This is a genomic window from Geodermatophilus obscurus, assembly GCF_900115395.1.
Taxonomy (GTDB): Bacteria; Actinomycetota; Actinomycetes; order Mycobacteriales; family Geodermatophilaceae; genus Geodermatophilus; species Geodermatophilus obscurus_B.
Window position 1 is genome coordinate 354,914 of sequence record NZ_FOWE01000004.1, and the last position, 18,608, is coordinate 373,521.

General features: G+C 76.0%; 16 protein-coding genes. 10 read left to right on the top strand and 6 right to left on the bottom strand.

All coding sequences use genetic code 11. From position 1 onward, the window contains the following. Window positions 1–3: 3 nt before the first annotated feature. The 3 genes from BM165_RS10295 to deoC are packed head-to-tail and all read right to left on the bottom strand — an operon-like array spanning window position 4 to window position 3,310. A complete protein-coding gene (locus tag BM165_RS10295) occupies window positions 4–870 on the bottom strand; it encodes an aldehyde dehydrogenase family protein (RefSeq protein WP_075013411.1) in 867 nt (288 codons plus the stop codon). Beyond that, entirely contained in the window at window positions 867–2,312 is a 1,446-nt protein-coding gene (locus tag BM165_RS10300; protein ID WP_208976706.1) for an aldehyde dehydrogenase family protein, read from the bottom strand. Before BM165_RS10300 ends, BM165_RS10295 begins: the two co-directional genes overlap by 4 nt. 2 nt (window positions 2,313–2,314) lie before the next feature. Continuing rightward, window positions 2,315–3,310, bottom strand: a complete 996-nt coding sequence (deoC, locus tag BM165_RS10305; protein WP_083427225.1) for a deoxyribose-phosphate aldolase — start codon at window positions 3,308–3,310, stop codon at window positions 2,315–2,317. A 189-nt stretch (window positions 3,311–3,499) separates the two neighbouring features. Here deoC and upp point away from each other — a divergent pair, with 189 nt between their 5' ends. The 4 genes from upp to BM165_RS10325 all read left to right on the top strand — a co-directional run bounded on the left by upp (window position 3,500) and on the right by BM165_RS10325 (window position 6,182). Next, window positions 3,500–4,123 (top strand): uracil phosphoribosyltransferase, encoded by a 624-nt coding sequence (upp, locus tag BM165_RS10310; protein WP_075013523.1) that lies wholly within the window; start codon window positions 3,500–3,502, stop codon window positions 4,121–4,123. A gap of 2 nt (window positions 4,124–4,125) precedes the next feature. Then, window positions 4,126–5,016: a Gfo/Idh/MocA family protein gene (locus BM165_RS10315; RefSeq protein ID WP_075013524.1), complete on the top strand. Its 891-nt coding sequence runs from the start codon at window positions 4,126–4,128 to the stop codon at window positions 5,014–5,016. 112 nt (window positions 5,017–5,128) lie between these two features. Then, the gene (locus BM165_RS10320) at window positions 5,129–5,605 is read left to right on the top strand and encodes a DUF805 domain-containing protein (RefSeq protein WP_083427226.1); all 477 of its coding nucleotides are present in this window, start codon (window positions 5,129–5,131) and stop codon (window positions 5,603–5,605) included. Window positions 5,606–5,636: 31 nt separating this feature from the next. Then, the gene (locus tag BM165_RS10325; RefSeq protein ID WP_143108109.1) at window positions 5,637–6,182 is read left to right on the top strand and encodes a hypothetical protein; all 546 of its coding nucleotides are present in this window, start codon (window positions 5,637–5,639) and stop codon (window positions 6,180–6,182) included. On the opposite strand, the gene BM165_RS10330 is transcribed toward BM165_RS10325, so the two are convergent. The 3 genes from BM165_RS10330 to BM165_RS10340 are packed head-to-tail and all read right to left on the bottom strand — an operon-like array spanning window position 6,115 to window position 9,283. Further along, a complete protein-coding gene (locus BM165_RS10330) occupies window positions 6,115–6,807 on the bottom strand; it encodes a haloacid dehalogenase type II (protein ID WP_075013413.1) in 693 nt (230 codons plus the stop codon). The two genes, BM165_RS10325 and BM165_RS10330, sit on opposite strands and share 68 nt — an antisense overlap. Before the next feature lie 2 nt (window positions 6,808–6,809). Next, on the bottom strand, window positions 6,810–8,435 hold the full coding sequence (locus tag BM165_RS10335; RefSeq protein WP_075013414.1) for a phospho-sugar mutase: 1,626 nt from the start codon (window positions 8,433–8,435) through the stop codon (window positions 6,810–6,812). After that, complete coding sequence (locus tag BM165_RS10340; RefSeq protein ID WP_075013415.1) at window positions 8,432–9,283, bottom strand: purine-nucleoside phosphorylase; 852 nt, start codon at window positions 9,281–9,283, stop codon at window positions 8,432–8,434. The genes BM165_RS10335 and BM165_RS10340 overlap by 4 nt, the downstream gene beginning before the upstream one ends. A 134-nt stretch (window positions 9,284–9,417) precedes the next feature. Between BM165_RS10340 and BM165_RS10345 the strand changes: the two genes are divergently transcribed. From BM165_RS10345 to meaB, 6 genes are read left to right on the top strand one after another with little or no spacing between them, the layout of a single operon-like run. Further along, entirely contained in the window at window positions 9,418–10,893 is a 1,476-nt protein-coding gene (locus BM165_RS10345) for an insulinase family protein (RefSeq protein ID WP_143108110.1), read from the top strand. A 58-nt stretch (window positions 10,894–10,951) separates the two neighbouring features. Then, a complete protein-coding gene (locus BM165_RS10350) occupies window positions 10,952–12,157 on the top strand; it encodes a glutamate--cysteine ligase (RefSeq protein WP_075013417.1) in 1,206 nt (401 codons plus the stop codon). Continuing rightward, complete coding sequence (locus BM165_RS10355; protein WP_075013526.1) at window positions 12,154–13,413, top strand: amidohydrolase; 1,260 nt, start codon at window positions 12,154–12,156, stop codon at window positions 13,411–13,413. The genes BM165_RS10350 and BM165_RS10355 overlap by 4 nt, the downstream gene beginning before the upstream one ends. Window positions 13,414–13,450: 37 nt before the next feature. Further along, window positions 13,451–15,367 (top strand): methylmalonyl-CoA mutase subunit beta, encoded by a 1,917-nt coding sequence (locus BM165_RS10360; RefSeq protein WP_075013527.1) that lies wholly within the window; start codon window positions 13,451–13,453, stop codon window positions 15,365–15,367. Then, window positions 15,364–17,571 carry a methylmalonyl-CoA mutase gene (gene scpA / locus BM165_RS10365; RefSeq protein WP_075013418.1) on the top strand — a complete coding sequence of 736 codons (2,208 nt, stop codon included), beginning with the start codon at window positions 15,364–15,366 and terminating at the stop codon, window positions 17,569–17,571. Before BM165_RS10360 ends, scpA begins: the two co-directional genes overlap by 4 nt. Continuing rightward, window positions 17,571–18,557, top strand: a complete 987-nt coding sequence (meaB, locus tag BM165_RS10370; RefSeq protein ID WP_075013419.1) for a methylmalonyl Co-A mutase-associated GTPase MeaB — start codon at window positions 17,571–17,573, stop codon at window positions 18,555–18,557. Before scpA ends, meaB begins: the two co-directional genes overlap by 1 nt. Window positions 18,558–18,608: the final 51 nt, after the last annotated feature.

The window sequence follows — 18,608 nt, forward strand, 5'->3', positions numbered from 1 at the left end:
GGGTCAGACCCCCTTCGGGTGCCAGACCGTCTTCGTCTCCAGGAACGGCGTCATCCGGGAGGTGCCCGGGTCGGCGCTCCAGTCCGGCTCCTCGGCCGGCGGGCGGACCACCCGCTTGATGCTCCCGGCGGCCAGCCGCTCCAGCTCCATCGCCTGTGCCGGCGGGGCGCCGGTGAGGTCGACGGCGTCGACGTCGTCGTGCTCGGCCAGCCAGGGGCCGAGCTCGGCGGCGTCGCCGGTGAGCAGGTTGACCACCCCGCCGGGGACGTCGCTGGTGGCCAGCACCTCGCCGAGGGTCACTGCGGGCAGCGGCCGGGCCCTCGACGTCACGACGACGGCGGTGTTGCCGCCGGCGAGCACCGGTGCCAGCACGCTCACCAGCCCGAGCAGGGAGGACCGCTGCGGCGCCAGGACGGCGACGACGCCGGTGGGCTCGGGCAGCGAGAAGTCGAAGAACGGCCCGGCGACCGGGTTGGCGCTGCCGAGGACGGCGGCCAGCTTGTCGGTCCACCCGGCGTACCAGACCCAGCGGTCGATCGCGGCGTCGACGACGGCCCGCGCGCGCCCGCCGGAGAGCCCCTCGCCGGCCGCGACCTCCTCGCAGAACTGCGCGTGCCGGCCCTCCATCACCTCGGCCACCCGGTAGAGCACCTGGCCGCGGTTGTACGCGGTGGCCCGCGACCACTTCCCGAACGCGGCCCGGGCGGCCACGACCGCGTCGCGGGCGTCCTTGCGGGAGGCCTGGGCCGCGTTGGCCAGGAACGCCCCGCGGGCGTCGTGCACCTCGTAGGTGCGGCCGGACTCCGAGCGGGGGAAGGCCCCGTTCACGTAGAGCTTGTAGGTCTTGCGGACGGCGAGTCGCTCGCTCACGGGTGGGTGCTCCTCAGGTACGCCGCCAGCCCGTGCCGGCCGCCCTCGCGGCCGTAGCCGGACTGCTTGTAGCCGCCGAACGGCGACGTCGGGTCGAACTGGTTGAACGTGTTGCCCCACACCACGCCGGCGCGCAGCCGGTCGGCGATCGCCAGGATCCGCGAGCCCTTCTCCGTCCAGATGCCGGCCGACAGCCCGTAGGTGGAGTTGTTGGCCTTGGCCACGGCCTCGTCGGGCGTGCGGAAGGTGAGCACGCTGAGCACTGGGCCGAACACCTCGTCGCGGGCGATCCGGTGGGCGGGGGAGACGTCGGTGAACACCGTCGGCGGGAACCAGAAACCGCGGTCGGGCAGCTCGCAGGCCGGCTGCCAGCGGTGCGCGCCCTCGGCCTCGCCGATGTCGGAGAGCTCCCGGATGCGGGCCAGCTGCTCGGCGGAGTTGATCGCGCCGATGTCGGTGTTCTTGTCCAGCGGGTCGCCGACGCGCAGCGTGCCGATCCGCCGCTGCAGCGAGGCGATCACCTCGTCGTGGACCGACTCCTGCACCAGCAGCCGGGAGCCCGCGCAGCAGACGTGGCCCTGGTTGAAGAAGATGCCGCGCACGATGCCCTCGACGGCCTGGTCGATCGGGGCGTCGTCGAAGACGATGTTGGCCGCCTTGCCACCGAGCTCCAGCGTCAGCACCTTGCGGGTGCCGGCCACGGCGCGTGCGATGGAGCGGCCGACCTCGGTGGACCCGGTGAACGCCACCTTGTCGACGTCGTCGTGCTCGACCACGGCCCGCCCGGTGTCGCCGGCGCCGGTCACGATGTTGACCACGCCCGGCGGCAGGTCGGCCTGGCGGCACACCTCGGCGAAGAGCAGCGCCGTCAGCGGGGTGGTCTCGGCGGGCTTGAGGACGACGGTGTTCCCGGTGGCCAGCGCCGGCGCGACCTTCCACGCCAGCATGAGCAGCGGGAAGTTCCACGGGATGACCTGGCCGGCCACGCCGTGCGGCCGCGGGTCGGGGCCCAGGCCCGCGTGGGCGAGCTTGTCGGCCCAGCCCGCGTGGTAGAAGAAGTGCGCGGCGGCCAGGGGCACGTCGACGTCGCGGGACTCCCGGATCGGCTTGCCGTTGTCCAGCGACTCCAGGACGGCGAACTCGCGCGCCCGCTCCTGCAGGATCCGCGCGATGCGGAAGAGGTACTTGCCGCGGTCGGCCGGGCGCATCGGTCCCCACACGCGGGTGAACGCGCGGCGGGCGGCCTTCACGGCGCGGTCGACGTCGGCCTCGGTGCCCACCGCGATCTCGCTGAGCACCTCCTCGGTGGCCGGGTTGACCGTCTTCATGGCCTCCCCGGAGCCGTCGACGAACTCGCCGTCGACGAAGAGGCCGTAGGACGGCGCGACGTCGACGATCGAGCGGGACTCGGGGGCGGGGGCGTACTCGAAGATCGAGCTCATCGTCAGTCCACCGATACGTGGTCGGGGCCGGAGTAGTGGCCGGTGCGCAGCTTCTGCCGCTGCAGGAGCAGGTCGTTGAGCAGGCTGGAGGCGCCGAGGCGGAACCAGTCGGGGGACAGCCAGTCGGCGCCGACGGTCTCGTTGACCAGCACCAGGTGCTTGACGGCGTCCTTGGTGGTGCGGATCCCCCCGGCGGGCTTGACCCCGACCTGGGTGCCGGTGGCGGCCCGGAAGTCGCGGACGGCCTCCAGCATCACCAGGCAGACCGGCAGGGTCGCGGCGGGGGAGATCTTGCCGGTGGAGGTCTTGATGAAGTCCGCGCCGGCCAGCATCGCCAGCCAGGAGGCGCGGCGGGCGTTGTCGTAGGTGACCAGCTCGCCGGTCTCGAGGATGACCTTCAGGTGCGCGCCCCCGCAGGCCTCCTTGACGGCGACGATCTCCTCGAACACCTCGAGGTAGCGGCCGGAGAGGAACGCCCCGCGGTCGATGACCATGTCGATCTCGTCCGCGCCGTTGGCGACGGCGTCGCGGACGTCGGCGAGCTTGACCTCCCGGCTGGCCCGGCCGCTGGGGAAGGCGGTGGCGACGGCGGCGACGTGGATGCCGGTGCCCTCCAGCGCCTCCCGCGCGACGCCGGCGAGGTCGCCGTAGACGCACACCGCGGCCACCGCCGGGCAGGACGGGTCGGTGGGGTCGGGGCGGCGCGCCTTGGCGGCCAGGCTGCGCACCTTGCCCGGCGTGTCGGCGCCCTCGAGCGTGGTCAGGTCGATCATCGCGATCGCGGTGTCGATCGCCCACGCCTTGGCGGTGGTCTTGATCGAGCGGGTGCCGAGGGTGGCGGCGCGCTGCTCGGCGCCGACCTGGTCGACACCGGACAGGCCGTGCAGGAAGGCGCGGAGGGCGGCGTCCGAGCGGGTGACGTCGTCGAACGGCGTCCCGGGCCCCGGGCCGGGCCGGGTCCCGGCCGCGAGCGTCCCGGGGTCGAGAACGTGGGTCATGCCGCCATCCTCCCAGTGCGACCGGCCCTCCAGGACCGCGGTCGCCCCATGGGGGTGTGCCGGCGCGACGACGTGGCGACGACGACCCGACCGGCCCTGCTCGCCCGGACCACCGTCGCGCCGGCGCCGTGGCGGGATCGCCTCCGCAGCGGGATCGCCCCCCGGAGGCGGACCGATACGGTGGCGCCCGTGCAGCTCACCGTCGTCGATCACCCGCTGGCCCGTGCCCGACTGTCGCGGATGCGCGACGAGCGGACCGACAACGCCGCGTTCCGGGCCGCGCTGCGCGAGCTGACCCAGATGCTGGTCTACGAGGCCACCCGCGACCTCGAGGTCGCCGAGGAGCCGATCACCACCCCGGTCACCACGACGACGGGCTACCGGCTGGCCGCGCCGCCGCTGATCGTGCCGGTGCTGCGGGCGGGCCTGGGCATGGCCGACACCGCGCACGGGATGCTGCCGGAGTCGCAGATGGGCTTCGTCGGCCTGGCCCGCAACGAGGTGACCTTCCAGCCGGAGGCCTACATGGCCTCGCTGCCGGAGTCGCTGGTCGGCCGGCAGGTGTTCGTCCTCGACCCGATGCTGGCCACCGGCGGGTCGCTGGTGCACTGCTGCACCCTGCTCACCGGGCGCGGCGCCACCGACATCACGGTGCTGTGCGCCCTGGCCGCCCCGGCCGGCATCGAGCGGCTGGAGCAGAGCGGGCTGCCGCTGCGGGTGTTCACCGCCAGCGTCGACGAGGGCCTCAACGACAACGCCTACATCGTCCCCGGGCTCGGCGACGCCGGGGACCGCCAGTTCGGGGCGGTGTGACGGTGCGCTTCGCCGTCCTGGGCACCGGTCACTGGGCCCGCACCGTCCACGCCGCCGCCATCGCCGCCCACCCCGACGCCGAGCTGGCCGGTATCTGGGGCCGCGACGCCGGCAAGGCCGCCGAGGTCGGCGCGGAGTTCGACGTCCCCGGCACCGACGACCTCGCCGCGCTCCTCGAGCAGGTCGACGCCGTCGCCGTGGCGGTGCCGCCGGACGTCCAGGTGCCCCTCGCCGAGCAGGCGGCCGCCGCCGGCCGGCACCTGCTGCTGGAGAAGCCGATCGGTCTCACCACCGCCGAGGCCGACCGGGTGGTGACGGCCGTCCGCTCGGCCGGGGTCGCCTCGGTGGTCTTCTTCACCTTCCGCTTCCAGACCGCGACGACGACCTGGCTGGGACAGGCCTCGCGCACCCGGCTCGCCGGCGGTGCCGCCTCCTGGCTGTCCGCGCTGGCCGGCAGCCCCTTCGACTCGGCCTGGCGGCGCGAGCACGGCGCGCTGTGGGACATCGGCCCGCACGCGCTGTCGCTGCTCGTGCCGGCCCTGGGGCCCGTGGTGTCGGTGCAGGCCGGCGCCGGTGCCGGGGACACCGTGCACCTGGTGCTGCAGCACGCCACGCCGGGGGTGGCCTCCACGGTGACCCTGTCGCACAGCGTGGCGCCGCTGGCCACCGGCATCGAGTTCTCCGTGCACGGCGACGCCGGCCGGCTGGTCCTGCTCCCCGACACCGAGAGCGCGGTCGAGAGCCTGTCGGCGGCGGTCGACCAACTCACCGCCGCGGCCCTCACCGGCGGCGAGCACCCCTGCGACGTCGGCTTCGGCCGGGACGTCGTCGTCGTGCTCGAGACCGCCGGGCGCGCCCTCGCCTCGGGCTGCCGGGAGACCGTCCCGCGCTGAGCCGCGTCCAGGTCGGGCGCCAGTCGCGCCCAAGGGCGGGTCAAGTGACGGCCGCCAGAGTCGCTCCCGACGACACGGAGCCCCGGGACCCGGGGCCGGACAGGGAGACGACATGAGCGAGTACGCGTACCTCGGACACGGCACCACCCGGACGCCCGCCCCCGGCCGGGAGGGCAGCTGGTACGTCCGCCGCGGACGGATCGACCGCCGCACCTACTGGCTGCACTACGCACTGCCGCTGTGGGCGGCGAGCGTCGCGGCGATCGCCGCCGACATCGCGCTCGGGACGGCCTGGTACAGCGCGTCCACCACCAGCGGCCCCTACTCCTACGGCTACGAGGCGAGCTTCTCGGGCGGCCCGGTCATGCTGCTGGTCAACCTCGCCCTGTTCGCCCCGGCGATCAGCGCCGCGGTCACCCGGCTGCACGACACCGGCCGCTCCGGCTGGTTCCTGCTGTGGGGCCTGGTCCCCCTCGCCGGCCCGATCGTGCTGTTCGTCGTCGTCGGCTGCCTCGCCGGCGACCCGGGTCCCAACCGGTACGACGCCGCCCACCGGCCGGTCCGGCGGGAGCTCCAGCCGGCCTGGTGAAACCGGTTGACCCCGCGGCCAGCCTGGGGAGGTGCGGTTGACCTTCCCCCGGCTGGCCGACCGGCGTCCGGCGGAGACGACGGTCGAGCGCGACGACGGCGTCGTCCTCTCGATGCGCGGCGCCGGCGGGGGCGCCGACCTGCCGCACGACCTGGTGCACGCGCTGGTCGAGACCGAGCTGGGGATCCCCGACGGGATCTGGGGCTGCGTGGCCGACGGCGTCGTCTGGAACAGCATGCGGCACGTCTCCGGCCGGCAGCCCCCGCACGCGGCCGAGCGGTCGGCGCGGCTGAAGCGGGAGCGCCGGGAGGTGGTCCAGTGGGCCGAGGGCGTGGCCGACCTGGTCGCCCGCACGGCGCGGGGGGCCGCGGTGCTGCCCGGCGAGGCCGCGGCGCTGGGCCTGGAACCCGACCGGCTGGCCGGCACGGCGGCCGCGCTGGCCGACGCCGGGCGCCGGTGGCGGGCGCTGCCGGTGGGGGAGAGCTGGACCCTCGAGTGGCGGCAGCCGGTCAGCAGCCGAGGGCGGTCGCCAGCTCCTCGAACGAGCCGACCGACAGGTCGGCGCCGGGGTCGGTGAGGGCCGGCACCGGGTCCCCGCCGAACTCGTGCGGCCGGTGCACGTAGGCCGTCCGCAGGCCCCGCGACCGCGCGGCGGCCAGGTCGTCGGTGTGCGCGGCGACCATCAGCACCCGCGACGGCGCCAGCTCCAACAGCCGCGGTGCGGAGTCGTACACCTCCGGGTCGGGCTTGTAGTGACCCACGACCTCCGCGCCCAGCACCAGGTCCCACGGCAGCCCCGACCGCCGCGCCAGGTCGACCTGCAGCCGCACCCCGCCGTTGGACAGCGGTGCGAGCACGAACCGCCGTCGCAGCCGGGTCAGCCCGGGCACCGCGTCCGGCCACGGGTCGAGCCGGTGCCAGGCCAGGACCAGCTCGTCGGCGACGTCGTCGGGGACGGCGGCGACGCCGACCTCGGCCAGCGCCGAGGGCAGCGACTCCCGGTGCAGCACGTCCAGGGGCACGAACGGCCGCCCGCCGCTGCGCACCCACTCCATCGACGGCCGGTAGCGCGCCCGCCAGGCGTCGGCGAACGCCACCGCGTCGACGTCCGGGCCGAGCAGCCGCGCGGCCTCGCGGGCCACGCCGGTGCGCCAGTCGACGACCGTGCCGAACACGTCGCAGACGACCGCCCCGACGTCCACGGCTACAACCCGAGCGCGTGCGCCATCTCGCCGCGCAGCTGGTCGAGCTCGTCCTCGCCCCGGCCGCGGGCGGCGATCACCCCGGCGTCGTCGTGCACCGGCACCACCGTCTCCAGGTAGGCCTTGAGCTTGGGCTCGGTGCCGCTGGGCCGCACGACCACGCGGACGCCGTCGCCGAGCAGCCGGACGGCGTCGACCGGCGGGTCCTCGTGCAGCAGGTCGGCGGCGGTGACCTCGCGGCCCAGCAGCCGTGCCGGGGGGTCCGCCCGCAGCCGGGCCATCGCGCCGGAGATGAGCGTGAGGTCCTCCACCCGGACCGACAGCTGGCCGGTGGCGAACAGCCCGTGCTCCACCGCGAGCTCGTCGAGCCGGTCGACGAGCGTGCGGCCGGCCGCCTTGAGCTCGGCGGCCAGCAGCGCGACGGCCAGCGCCGCGGAGATGCCGTCCTTGTCGCGGGCGACGCCCGGCGTCACCGCGTAGCCCAGCGCCTCCTCGTAGCCGAACACCAGCGGCTCGTCGTCGGTGCCGGCGCGGATGATCCACTTGAAGCCGGTCGGGGTCTCGGCGAACCGGACGCCGTGCGCCTGGGTGAGCGCGTGCAGCAGCGAGCCGCTGACCAGCGAGGACGCGTACGTGCCCCGCACGCCGCGGCGGAGCAGCCAGTCGGCCAGCAGCGCGCCGACCTCGTCGCCGGTGAGCTGGCGGCCGTCGCAGACCACCGAGCAGCGGTCGGCGTCGGGGTCCTCGGCGATGGCGACGTCGGCGCCGGTGCGCCCGGCCAGCGCGAGCAGCAGGTCGACCGCGCCGGGCTCCTCCGGGTTGGGGAAGCCCACCGTCGGGAACGCCGGGTCGGGCGCGTCCTGCTCGGGCACGCTGGCCGGCGCGGCGAACCCGGCGGCGGTGAACACCGCCCGCGTCGTCGCCGCGCCCACGCCGTGCATCGCGGTGTAGGCGACGGTGAGCGCGGCGCGGTCGGCGGCCGGCACGCGGTCCGGCTGCAGCGCCTCGACGACGGCGGTCACGTAGCCGGCCTCGACCTCCTCGCCGAGCCGGGTCCACCCGTCGGCGGTGGGCACCCCGACGGCCGGGCCGACGGCGGCGATCGCGGCCTCGATCTCCCGGTCGGCCGGCGGCACCAGCTGGGCGCCGTCGGCGAGGTAGACCTTGTAGCCGTTGTCCTGCGGCGGGTTGTGGCTGGCGGTCACCATCACGCCGGCGACGCAACCCAGCGACCGGACGGCCGAGGACAGCACGGGCGTCGGCAGCGGCCGCGGCAGGACCGAGACGGCGAACCCGGCGGCGGTCAGCACGGCAGCGGTGACGTGCGCGAACTCCTCGGACCGGTGCCGCGCGTCGAAGCCGACGACGACGCGGCCCCCGCCGTGCCCGGCGCCGGTGAGCCAGGCGCCGAGCCCGGCGGCGGCCCGGGTGACGACGGCGGCGTTCATCCCGGCCGGCCCGGCGCGCAGCGGCCCGCGCAGCCCGGCGGTGCCGAAGGTCAGCGGCCCGGCGAAGCGGCGCTCGAGCTCGGCGGTGTCCCCGGCCGCGACCAGCGCCTCGATGTCGGCGCGGTCGCCCGGGGAGGGGTCGGCGGCGGCCCAGGCGCGGGCGGTGTCGAGGACGCTCACGGCAGCCGGCCGATGAACTCGACCAGGGTCTGCCCGAGCCGGCCGGCCGCCGCCCGGCCCGCCGCGAGCACCTCCTGGTGGTCGAGCTTCTCCCCGGTGATGCCGGCGGCGGCGTTGGTGACCATCGACAGCCCCAGCACCTCCAGCCCGGCGGCGCGGGCGGCGATGGCCTCCAGCGCGGTGGACATGCCGACCAGGTCCGCGCCGAGGGTGCGCAGCATCCGGATCTCGGCCGGCGTCTCGTAGTGCGGGCCGGGCAGCTGGGCGTAGACGCCCTCGGCCAGCTCCGGGTCGATCTCGCGGGCCAGGCCGCGCAGCCGGGCGGAGTAGAGGTCGGTGAGGTCGACGAACGTCGCCCCGACCAGCGGGGAGCGGGCGGTGAGGTTGAGGTGGTCGCTGATGAGCACCGCCTGGCCGACGCGGTGGTCGGGGGACAGGCCGCCGGCGGCGTTGGTGAGGACGACGGTGCGCACGCCGGCCGCGGCCGCGGTGCGCACGCCGTGCACGACCGGCTCCACGCCGCGGCCCTCGTAGAGGTGGGTGCGGCCGAGGAACAGCAGGACCCTGCGGTCGCCGGCGCGCACGGAGCGGATCTCGCCGCCGTGGCCGACCGCCGTCGGGGCGGCGAAGCCGGGCAGCTCGCCGATGCGGACGGTGGCGGCCGGCTCGCCGAAGGCGTCGGCGGCGGGCGCCCAGCCCGAGCCCATGACGACGGCGACCTCGTGGTCACCGCCCACGGCCTCGGTCAGGGCGGCCGCGGCGGAGGCGGCGGTCTCGGCGGCGGTCTCGGCGGCGGTCTCGGTGCGGCCGGCCGCGGGGCCGGTGCCGGGGGAGGACGGTGCGCTCACCGGGCGACGCTAACCCAGCGCCGGGGACGCCGACGTCCCCCTCGGTAGCGCCGGCACCGACCCATCCGTCCCAGCCGTCCCCGGCCGCGTGTCGGCCGGGGACGGCGCGACACCACCCCCCGACCATGGGCGGCGTGCAGCGAACGGTCATCGACGGCGTGCCGGTGTTCTCCGCGGGCGGACGGGAGCGCACCACGGCGGCGCTGGTCTTCGGCGTCGGGCTGCGCGACGAGACGTTCGCGACCATCGAGGTCACCCACCTCGTCGAGCACCTGGCGATGGCCGCGCTGCCCCGCACGCACCTGCGCTGCAACGCCGTCACCGACGTCGACAGCACCGCGTTCTTCGCCACCGGCCGGCCCGACGCCGTCGGCGCGTTCCTCGAGGCGGTCTGCCGGGCGCTGGGCGACCTGCCCACCGACCGGCTGGCCGCCGAGGCCGGCGTCCTGCAGGCGGAGAGCTGCGCGGCCGGGTCCTCCACGGTCAGCGCGCTGTGGGCCGCACGCTACGGCCTGACCGGCCCCGGGCTGACCGTCTCGTCGGGGCCGGGACCGGAGTACCTGTCCGAGGACACCGTCCGCGCGCACGCGGCCCGCTGGTTCGTCCGCGGCAACGCCGCGCTGTGGTGCCACGGCCCGCTGCCCACGGGCCTGCGGCTGCCGCTGCCCGCCGGCCCCCGCCCGCGGCGCCGGCTGCCCGTCCCGCGCCCGCAGGACGGGCCGGTGTGGACCCGCACCGACGTCCCCGGTGTCGGCCTGCTGCTGGCCACCGACACCCCCGACGACGTCGCGCTCGCCGTGGGCGTGCAGGTGGCGGCCGAGCGGCTGCGCGAGCGGGCCCGCCACGCGCGCGGCCTGTCCTACGCGGTCGACTCCCTGACCCTCGACCTCGCGCCCGACCGACGGGAGGTCGCCCTCGTCGTCGACGCCCGCTCCGGCCGCGACGCCGAGGTCGCCGACCTGGTGTGGGCCACCGTCGGCGAGCTGTGCGCCGAGGGCCCGGCGCGGCAGGAGGTCGCGCACGCCGTCGCCGGGCTGGAGGCCGAGCTCGACGAGGAGGACGCGGTGGGCACCGAGCTCGCCGACGCCGCCTACTGCGCCGCCACCGGGCTGCCGTTCCGGCCGGCCGCCGAGACGCTGGCGGCCTGGCGCGCGGTGACCCCCGCCGACGTCGTGGCGGCGCTGCGCCGGGCCGAGCCGACCGCCGTCCTCGCCGTCCCCGACACCGCCGCGTGGGACGGACCGGCCGGCACGGTCCGCCGGCCGCTGTGTGGCATCGTCCCGGAGCTGCCGGAGGGCACGCTGTTCCGCCCGCCGTGGCACCGCCGGCTGCTCGACCCCGCCGCGCGGGTGGCGCTGGTCGTCTCCGACGAGGGCCTGGCCCACCGCGACGCCGACGGCGACGTGCACGGCGTCCCGTGGTCGCGGGTCGAGGCGCTGGTGCCCACCGACGACGGCCGCGGCGTCACCGTCGTCAGCCGCGACCTGTGCACGGTGCTCGTGCACCCCGACCGCTACGGCCGGCACGCGCTGGAGGCCGTCCTGGACCGGGCCGGCCCCGTGCTGGCGCCCGCGCCCGGGTCCCGCGAACCGGCGCTGCTGCCGGCCTGAGCGGGCGGCCGCACCGCTCGGAGGGTGCCCGGGCCCGCACGTCCCTATCCTCGGCAGGGTGCAGATCCCGTTCTCCTCCTCGGAGCGCTCCAGCCTCGGCGTGGAGTGGGAGCTGCAGCTCGTCGACCGGGAGACCCGGGAGCTGACCGCGGGCGCGACGGAGATCCTCGAGGAGATCCGGCCCGAGGGCGCCGAGGAGCACCCCAAGGCCAAGCACGAGCTGCTGCAGTCGACCGTGGAGGTCATCACCGGGGTCTGCACCACGGTCGAGGAGGCCACCGCCGACCTCGCCGGCACGGTGGCCGAGGTCGCCGCCGCCGCCGACCGGCGCGGGCTGGGGCTGCTGTGCGCGGGCACCCACCCGTTCACCGACTGGCAGACCCAGCTCATCTCGCCCAAGGAGCGCTACCTGCAGCTGGTCGAGCGGATGCAGTGGCTGGCGCGGCGGCTGCAGATCTTCGGCGTGCACGTGCACGTCGGCGTCCGCTCGCCGGACAAGGCGATGCCGATCGTCAACGCGCTCACCCAGTACGTGCCGCACTTCCTGGCGCTGTCGGCGTCCTCGCCGTTCTGGGTCGGCTGCGACACCGGCCTGGCCTCGGCGCGCAGCAAGGTGTTCGAGGGCATGCCGACGGCGGGGCTGCCCATGCAGCTGGCCGACTGGGCGGGCTTCGAGACCTACATGGAGACGCTCATCTCCACCGGCTCCATCGAGAGCGTGCGCGAGGTGTGGTGGGACATCCGCCCGCACCCCGGCTTCGGCACCGTCGAGCTGCGCATCTGCGACGGCCTGCCCACCCTCGAGGAGATCGGCGTCGTCGCGGCGTTCTCCCAGTGCCTCGTCGAGCAGTTCGACGGCCAGCTCGACCGCGGCTACACCCTGCCCACCCCGCCCGAGTGGGTGCTGCGGGAGAACAAGTGGCGCGCCGTCCGCTACGGCCTCGACGCCGACGTGATCGTCGACGAGAAGGGCACGGTCCGGCCGGTCCGGCAGGCGATCCTCGACCTGGCCGAGGACCTCACGCCGGTCGCGCGGCGGCTGGGCTGCGAGGCCGAGCTGGCCGGCGTCGAGCGGGTGCTCGCCGTCGGCGCCTCCTACCAGCGGCAGCGGGCAGCAGCGCTCGCGGCCGGCGGCGACCTGCGCGCCGTCGTCGACGGGCTGCTCGCCGAGCTGCGCGACGGCCTGCCCACCACCGGCCCCGCCACCGACCCGGACGGTCCCGTCCCCGGCCCCGCGGCGTGCGCCGGCGGGCACGCCGCATGACCTCCGGCCCCGAGGAGCTGGCCGCCGGTCTCGACGCGTGGGTGGCCGACCGCTTCGACTCCCTCGTCCGCGTGCGCCGCCACCTCCACATGAACCCCGAGCTCGCCTACGCGGAGGTCGAGACCACCACCTACCTGGAGGAGCGGCTGACCGAGGCCGGCCTGTCCCCGCAGCGGCTGCCGTCGGGCACCGGGCTGGTGGTCGAGGTCGGGTCCGGTCCGCCCACGGTGGTGTTGCGCGCCGACATCGACGCGCTGCCGCTGGCCGACCTCAAGGACGTCCCCTACGCCTCCACCCGTGAGGGCATGTGCCACGCCTGCGGCCACGACGTGCACACCACCGTCGTGCTGGGCGCCGCGCTGGCCCTCGCGGAGCTCGACGCGCTGCCCGGCACGGTGCGCTGCGTGTTCCAGCCGGCCGAGGAGACCGTGCCCGGCGGGGCCACGCACGTGGTGGCCGCCGGGGCCCTCGACGGCGCGTCGCGGGCGTTCGCGCTGCACTGCGACCCCGCGATCCCGGTCGGCACCGTGGGCCTGCGCACCGGCTCGATCACCGCCGCCTGCGACCGGGTCGACGTCATCCTCACCGGGCCCGGCGGGCACACCGCGCGGCCGCAGCTGACCGTCGACCTCGTCGACGCGCTCGGCCGGCTGATCACCGACCTGCCCGGGCTGCTGTCCCGCCAGGTCGACCCGCGGGCCGGCTTCTCGCTGGTGTGGGGTGCGGTCAACGCCGGCGTCGCGGCCAACGCCATCCCGCAGCGCGGCACGCTGCGCGGCACCGTCCGGGTGCTCGACCGCGAGCAGTGGAGGGGCGCCGAGGCGCTGCTGCGCCGGCTGGTCGAGCAGGTCGTCGCCCCCACCGGCGCGCAGGTCGACGTCGACTACGTGCCCGGGGTGCCGCCCGTGGTCAACGACCCCCGCGCGGTGGCGCTCATCCGGGCCGCGGCGCTCCAGACCGTGGGCGCCGAGAACCTCCGCCAGTCGCCGCAGAGCATGGGCGGGGAGGACTTCGGCTGGTTCGCCGACGTGCTGCCCATCGCCCTCGCGCGGCTCGGCACGCACGGGGGCGGTGCCGCGCTCGACCTGCACCGCGGCACCTTCGACGTCGACGAGCGGGCCATCGCGGTCGGGGTGCGGCTGATGGTCCGCACGGCGCTGCAGGCCCTCACCGCCGACGCCGGGACGTCCGGTCACGCGGCGGGCGCGCCGACCGCCGCGCACCCCGGGCGCGCACGGGCCGGGGAGCGGCGGTAGAACGGTCCCCTCCGAGACCGACGCCGGGAGCCCGATGATGCGCACCAGCGAGCAGACCGCGACCCCCGGCGACGACGAGGTCCCCGCCGAGCACGCGGTCCCCGACGAGCTCTCCCTCGCCGGCGGGTTCGCCCCCGCCGACCGTGACCGCTGGCGCGAGCTCGTGGCCGGCGTGCTGCGGAGGGCCGGCCGCGAGGACCTGCCCGACCCGGTCGAGGACGCGCTGCGGCGCACCGTGGCCACCGGCGTCAGCGTCGCCCCGCTCTACACCGCCGAGGACGCCGGCGACCTGCCGACGGCGGTCGGCGTCCCCGGGATGCCGCCGTTCGTCCGCGGCGCCCGCGCCGGTGCCGCGCCCGAGCGCGGCGTCCCGGCCGGCTGGGACGTCCGACAGCGGCACGCCCACCCCGACGTCGCGGTGACGAGGGAGGCGGTCGCGGCCGACCTGGAGAACGGCGTCACCTCGCTGTGGCTGGTGCTCGGGGAGGGCGCGGTGCCGCCCGGCGCGCTGGGGGACGTGCTCGCCGACGTCTACCTCGACCTCGCGCCGGTCGCCGTCTCCGGCGGGCTCCCGGCCGCCGAGGCGCTGCTCTCCCTCGTCGAGGGCCGCACCGACCTCGCACCCGGCGGCTCGCTCGGCCTCGACCCGCTCGGCGTGCACGCCGCATCGGGGGAGGAGCAGGACCTCACCGGCCTGGCTGCCGTCGCACGGCGGGCGCCGGCCGGCTGGCGCACCGTCGTCGTCGACGCGACCGTGTACGCCGACGCGGGGGCCACCGCGGTGGAGGAGCTCGGCTGCTCCCTGGCCGCCAGCGTGGCCTACCTGCGGGCGCTGACCGACGCCGGCCTGCCGGTCGACCAGGCGTTCGGCGCGCTGGAGTTCCGCTACTCCGCGAGTGCCGACCAGTTCACGACCATCGCCGCGCTGCGCGCCGCGCGCCGGCTGTGGGACCGGGTCGGCGAGGTCAGCGGCGCCTCGCCCGAGGTCCGGGCCCAGCGCCAGCACGCGGTGACCTCGTCGGTGATGACGACGCGGCGCGACCCCTGGGTGAACATGCTGCGCACCACGGTGGCCTGCTTCGCCGCGGGCGTGGGCGGTGCCGACGTCGTCACCGTGCAGCCGTTCGACGCCGCGCTCGGCCTGCCCGACGCGTTCTCCCGGCGGATCGCGCGCAACACGCAGAACCTGCTGGTCGAGGAGGGGCACCTGGGCCGCGTCCTCGACCCCGCGGGCGGCTCCTGGTACGTCGAGTCGCTCACCGACCAGCTCGCGCGGGCGGCGTGGGACTGGTTCACCGAGGTCGAGCGGGCCGGCGGGCTGGTGGCGGCGCTGTCGTCGGGGCTGGTCCGCGACCGGCTCGCCGCCGCCTGGGACCGCCGGGCCAGGCGGCTGGCGACCCGGGCGGAGGCGATCACCGGCGTCAGCGAGTTCCCGAACCTGACCGAGCGGCTCCCGCAGCGGCAGCCGGCCGCCGACCTGCACCCCTCCGGCGGGCTCCCGCGGGTGCGCGCCGCGCAGGAGTACGAGGAGCTGCGCGACCGGGCCGACGCCGCGCCGCAGCGCCCGCGGGTCTACCTCGCCACCCTCGGCCCGGTCGCGCGGCACACCGCCCGGGCCGGCTTCGCCGGCAACCTGTTCCAGGCCGGCGGCGTCGAGACCCCCGCCGGTGACGGCGCCTCCGGGCTCGCCGACGCCGGCACGACGGTCGCCTGCGTCTGCGGCACCGACGCCGACTACGCGGAGTCGGCCGCCGCGCTCGCCGCCGGGCTGCGCGCGGCCGGTGCCACGCAGGTGTGGCTCGCCGGGAAGCCGTCGCTCGCGGTGGACGGCGTCGACGGGTACGTGTACGCCGGATGCGACGCGCTGGACGTGCTCCGCACGGTCCACGCCCAGCTCGGCATCCCCGATCGCCGTCCGCGCGCGGACGGCGAGGACGTGGAGGAGCGGGCATGAGCGCGATCCCCGAGTTCGGCGGCGTCGACCTGGGCCGCCCGGCGGCGCGGACGGGTGCCGACGACTGGGCCAAGGCCTTCAAGGAGACGACCGGGCGCGGCGTGGAGGAGGCGACCTGGGAGACCCCCGAGGGCATCGCCGTCCCGCCGCTGGCCACGCCGGCGGACCTCCGGGGCCTGGACTTCCTGCGGACCTACCCAGGCCTGCCGCCCTACCTGCGCGGGCCCTACCCGACGATGTACACCACGCAGCCCTGGACGGTCCGCCAGTACGCGGGCTTCTCCACCGCGGCGGAGTCCAACGCCTTCTACCGGCGCAACCTCGCCGCCGGGCAGAAGGGCCTGTCGGTCGCCTTCGACCTGCCCACCCACCGCGGCTACGACTCCGACCACCCCCGCGTGGTCGGCGACGTCGGCATGGCCGGGGTGGCGATCGACTCGATCCTCGACATGCGGCAGCTCTTCGACGGCATCCCGCTGGACCGGATGAGCGTCTCGATGACGATGAACGGCGCCGTCCTGCCGGTGCTGGCGCTCTACGTCCTCGCGGCCGAGGAGCAGGGGGTGGAGCCGGGGCAGCTCACGGGGACCATCCAGAACGACATCCTCAAGGAGTTCATGGTCCGCAACACCTACATCTACCCGCCGAAGCCGTCGATGCAGATCATCAGCGACATCTTCTCCTTCACCTCGGCGGAGATGCCGCGCTTCAACTCGATCTCCATCTCCGGCTACCACATCCAGGAGGCCGGGGCGACGGCCGACCTGGAGCTGGCCTACACCCTCGCCGACGGCGTCGAGTACCTGGCGGCGGGCAAGGCCGCCGGCCTGGACATCGACGCGTTCGCGCCCCGGCTGTCGTTCTTCTGGGCCATCGGCATGAACTTCTTCATGGAGGTCGCCAAGCTCCGCGCCGGGCGGCTGCTGTGGGCCCGGCTGGTGAAGGACGCCGGGGCGCGGAAGGACAAGTCGCTGTCGCTGCGCACCCACTCGCAGACCTCGGGCTGGTCGCTGACGGCGCAGGACGTCTACAACAACGTCGTCCGCACCTGCCTGGAGGCGATGGCCGCCACCCAGGGACACACCCAGTCGCTGCACACCAACGCCCTCGACGAGGCGCTGGCGCTGCCCACCGACTTCTCCGCGCGGATCGCCCGCAACACCCAGCTGCTGCTGCAGCAGGAGTCGGGCACCACGCGGGTGATCGACCCGTGGGGCGGCTCGGCGTACGTCGAGAAGCTCACCTACGACCTCGCCCGCCGCGCCTGGGCGCACATCGAGGAGGTCGCCGAGCACGGCGGGATGGCGCAGGCCATCGACGACGGCATCCCGAAGCTGCGGATCGAGGAGGCCGCCGCCCGCACCCAGGCGCGCATCGACTCCGGCCGCCAGCCGGTGATCGGCGTCAACAAGTACCGGGTGGAGGCCGACGAGGCGATCGAGGTGCTGCGCGTCGACAACGCCGACGTGCTCGCCCAGCAGAAGGCACGGCTGGCCGAGCTGCGCGCATCCCGCGACGCGCGGGCCTTGGCCGAGGCGCTGCGCCGGATCACCGACGCCGCCCGCGCCGCCGCGGAGGGACGGCGGGACCGCTCGCTGGACTCGAACCTGCTCAAGCTCGCCGTCGACGCCGCCCGCGCCAAGGCGACGGTGGGGGAGATCTCCGACGCGCTGGAGGAGGTCTACGGACGGCACGCCGGGCAGGTGCGCACCATCTCCGGTGTGTACCGCGACGAGGCCGGCAGCTCCGGACCGGTGGAGGAGACGCGGCGGATGACCGAGGCGTTCGCCGAGGCCGAGGGTCGGCGTCCGCGCATCCTGGTCGCGAAGATGGGTCAGGACGGTCACGACCGCGGGCAGAAGGTGATCGCCACCGCGTTCGCCGACCTCGGCTTCGACGTCGACGTCGGCCCGCTGTTCCAGACGCCGGAGGAGGTCGCCCGGCAGGCGGTCGAGGCCGACGTGCACGTCGTCGGGGTCTCGTCGCTGGCCGCCGGCCACATGACGCTGGTGCCGGCACTGCGCGACGCGCTGGCCGCGCTCGGGGCCGACGACGTCCTGGTCGTGGTCGGCGGCGTGATCCCGCCCGACGACGTCCCGGCGCTGAGGGAGATGGGCGCGGCCGCGGTGTTCCCGCCGGGCACGGTCATCGCCGATGCGGCGCAGGAGCTGCTGCGGACGCTGTCGCAGCGCCTCGGCCACTGATGGGCCGTCCGATCGACGTCCCCTCCCTCGTGGAGGGGGTCCTCGGCGGCGACCGCCGGTCGCTGGCCCGCGCGATCACGCTGGTGGAGTCCCGCCGCGCCGACCACCGCGAACGGGCGCAGGAGCTGCTGGTCGAGCTGCTGCCGCACGCGGGGAGGGCCCGGCGGGTCGGCATCAGCGGCGTGCCCGGGGTGGGGAAGTCGACGTTCATCGACCAGCTCGGCGTCGACCTGACCGCGGCCGGTCACCGCGTCGCGGTGCTCGCCGTCGACCCGTCGTCGGCTCGGTCGGGCGGGTCGATCCTCGGCGACAAGACCCGCATGGCGCGCCTGGCCGTCGACCCGGCCGCCTTCATCCGGCCGGCGCCGACCGCGGGCACGCTCGGCGGGGTGGCCCAGGCGACGCGGGAGTCGATGGTCGTCGTGGAGGCGGCCGGTCACGACGTCGTCCTGGTGGAGACCGTCGGCGTCGGGCAGTCGGAGGTCACCGTCGCCGAGATGGTCGACTCCTTCCTGTTCCTCACCCTCGCCCGCACCGGCGACCAGCTGCAGGGCATCAAGCGCGGCATCCTCGAGATCGCCGACGTCATCGCCGTCAACAAGGCCGACGGGCCGGCCGCCGGGGACGCGCGCAAGGCCGCGCGGGAGCTGGCCGGGGCGATCCGGATGCTGCGCGGGCACTCCGAGTGGGACGTGCCCGTGCTCACCTGCGCCGGGCTGACCGGCGACGGGCTCGCGGAGGTGTGGGCCAAGCTGGTCGAGCACCAGGACCGCGCGCGGGCGTCGGGAGCCCTCGAGGAGCGCCGCCGCGCCCAGCAGGTGCGCTGGACCTGGCAGCTGGTGCGCGACGGGCTCGAGCACCGGCTGCGCGAGCACCCCGCCGTCCGCTCGTCGGCGCCGGAGCTGGAGAAGGCGGTGCTGGCCGGCGAGCTCACCCCCGCCCTGGCCGCTCGGCAGCTGCTGGAAGCGTTCCTCGGCGCCACCTGACCGGCCCCCACGGGACCCGTCCGTCACACCCGGCGCGGCCGTGTCGGGGCG

What these genes read in the sequence shown, in the direction of transcription:
- scpA (WP_075013418.1), top strand. Translation starts at nt 15,364, where the DNA reads ATGAGCGCGATCCCCGAGTTCGGCGGCGTCGACCTGGGCCGCCCGGCG.
- meaB (WP_075013419.1), top strand. Translation starts at nt 17,571, where the DNA reads ATGGGCCGTCCGATCGACGTCCCCTCCCTCGTGGAGGGGGTCCTCGGC.
- BM165_RS10360 (WP_075013527.1), top strand. Translation starts at nt 13,451, where the DNA reads ATGCGCACCAGCGAGCAGACCGCGACCCCCGGCGACGACGAGGTCCCC.
- BM165_RS10300 (WP_208976706.1), bottom strand. Translation starts at nt 2,312, where the DNA reads ATGAGCTCGATCTTCGAGTACGCCCCCGCCCCCGAGTCCCGCTCGATC.
- BM165_RS10355 (WP_075013526.1), top strand. Translation starts at nt 12,154, where the DNA reads ATGACCTCCGGCCCCGAGGAGCTGGCCGCCGGTCTCGACGCGTGGGTG.
- deoC (WP_083427225.1), bottom strand. Translation starts at nt 3,310, where the DNA reads ATGACCCACGTTCTCGACCCCGGGACGCTCGCGGCCGGGACCCGGCCC.
- BM165_RS10320 (WP_083427226.1), top strand. Translation starts at nt 5,129, where the DNA reads ATGAGCGAGTACGCGTACCTCGGACACGGCACCACCCGGACGCCCGCC.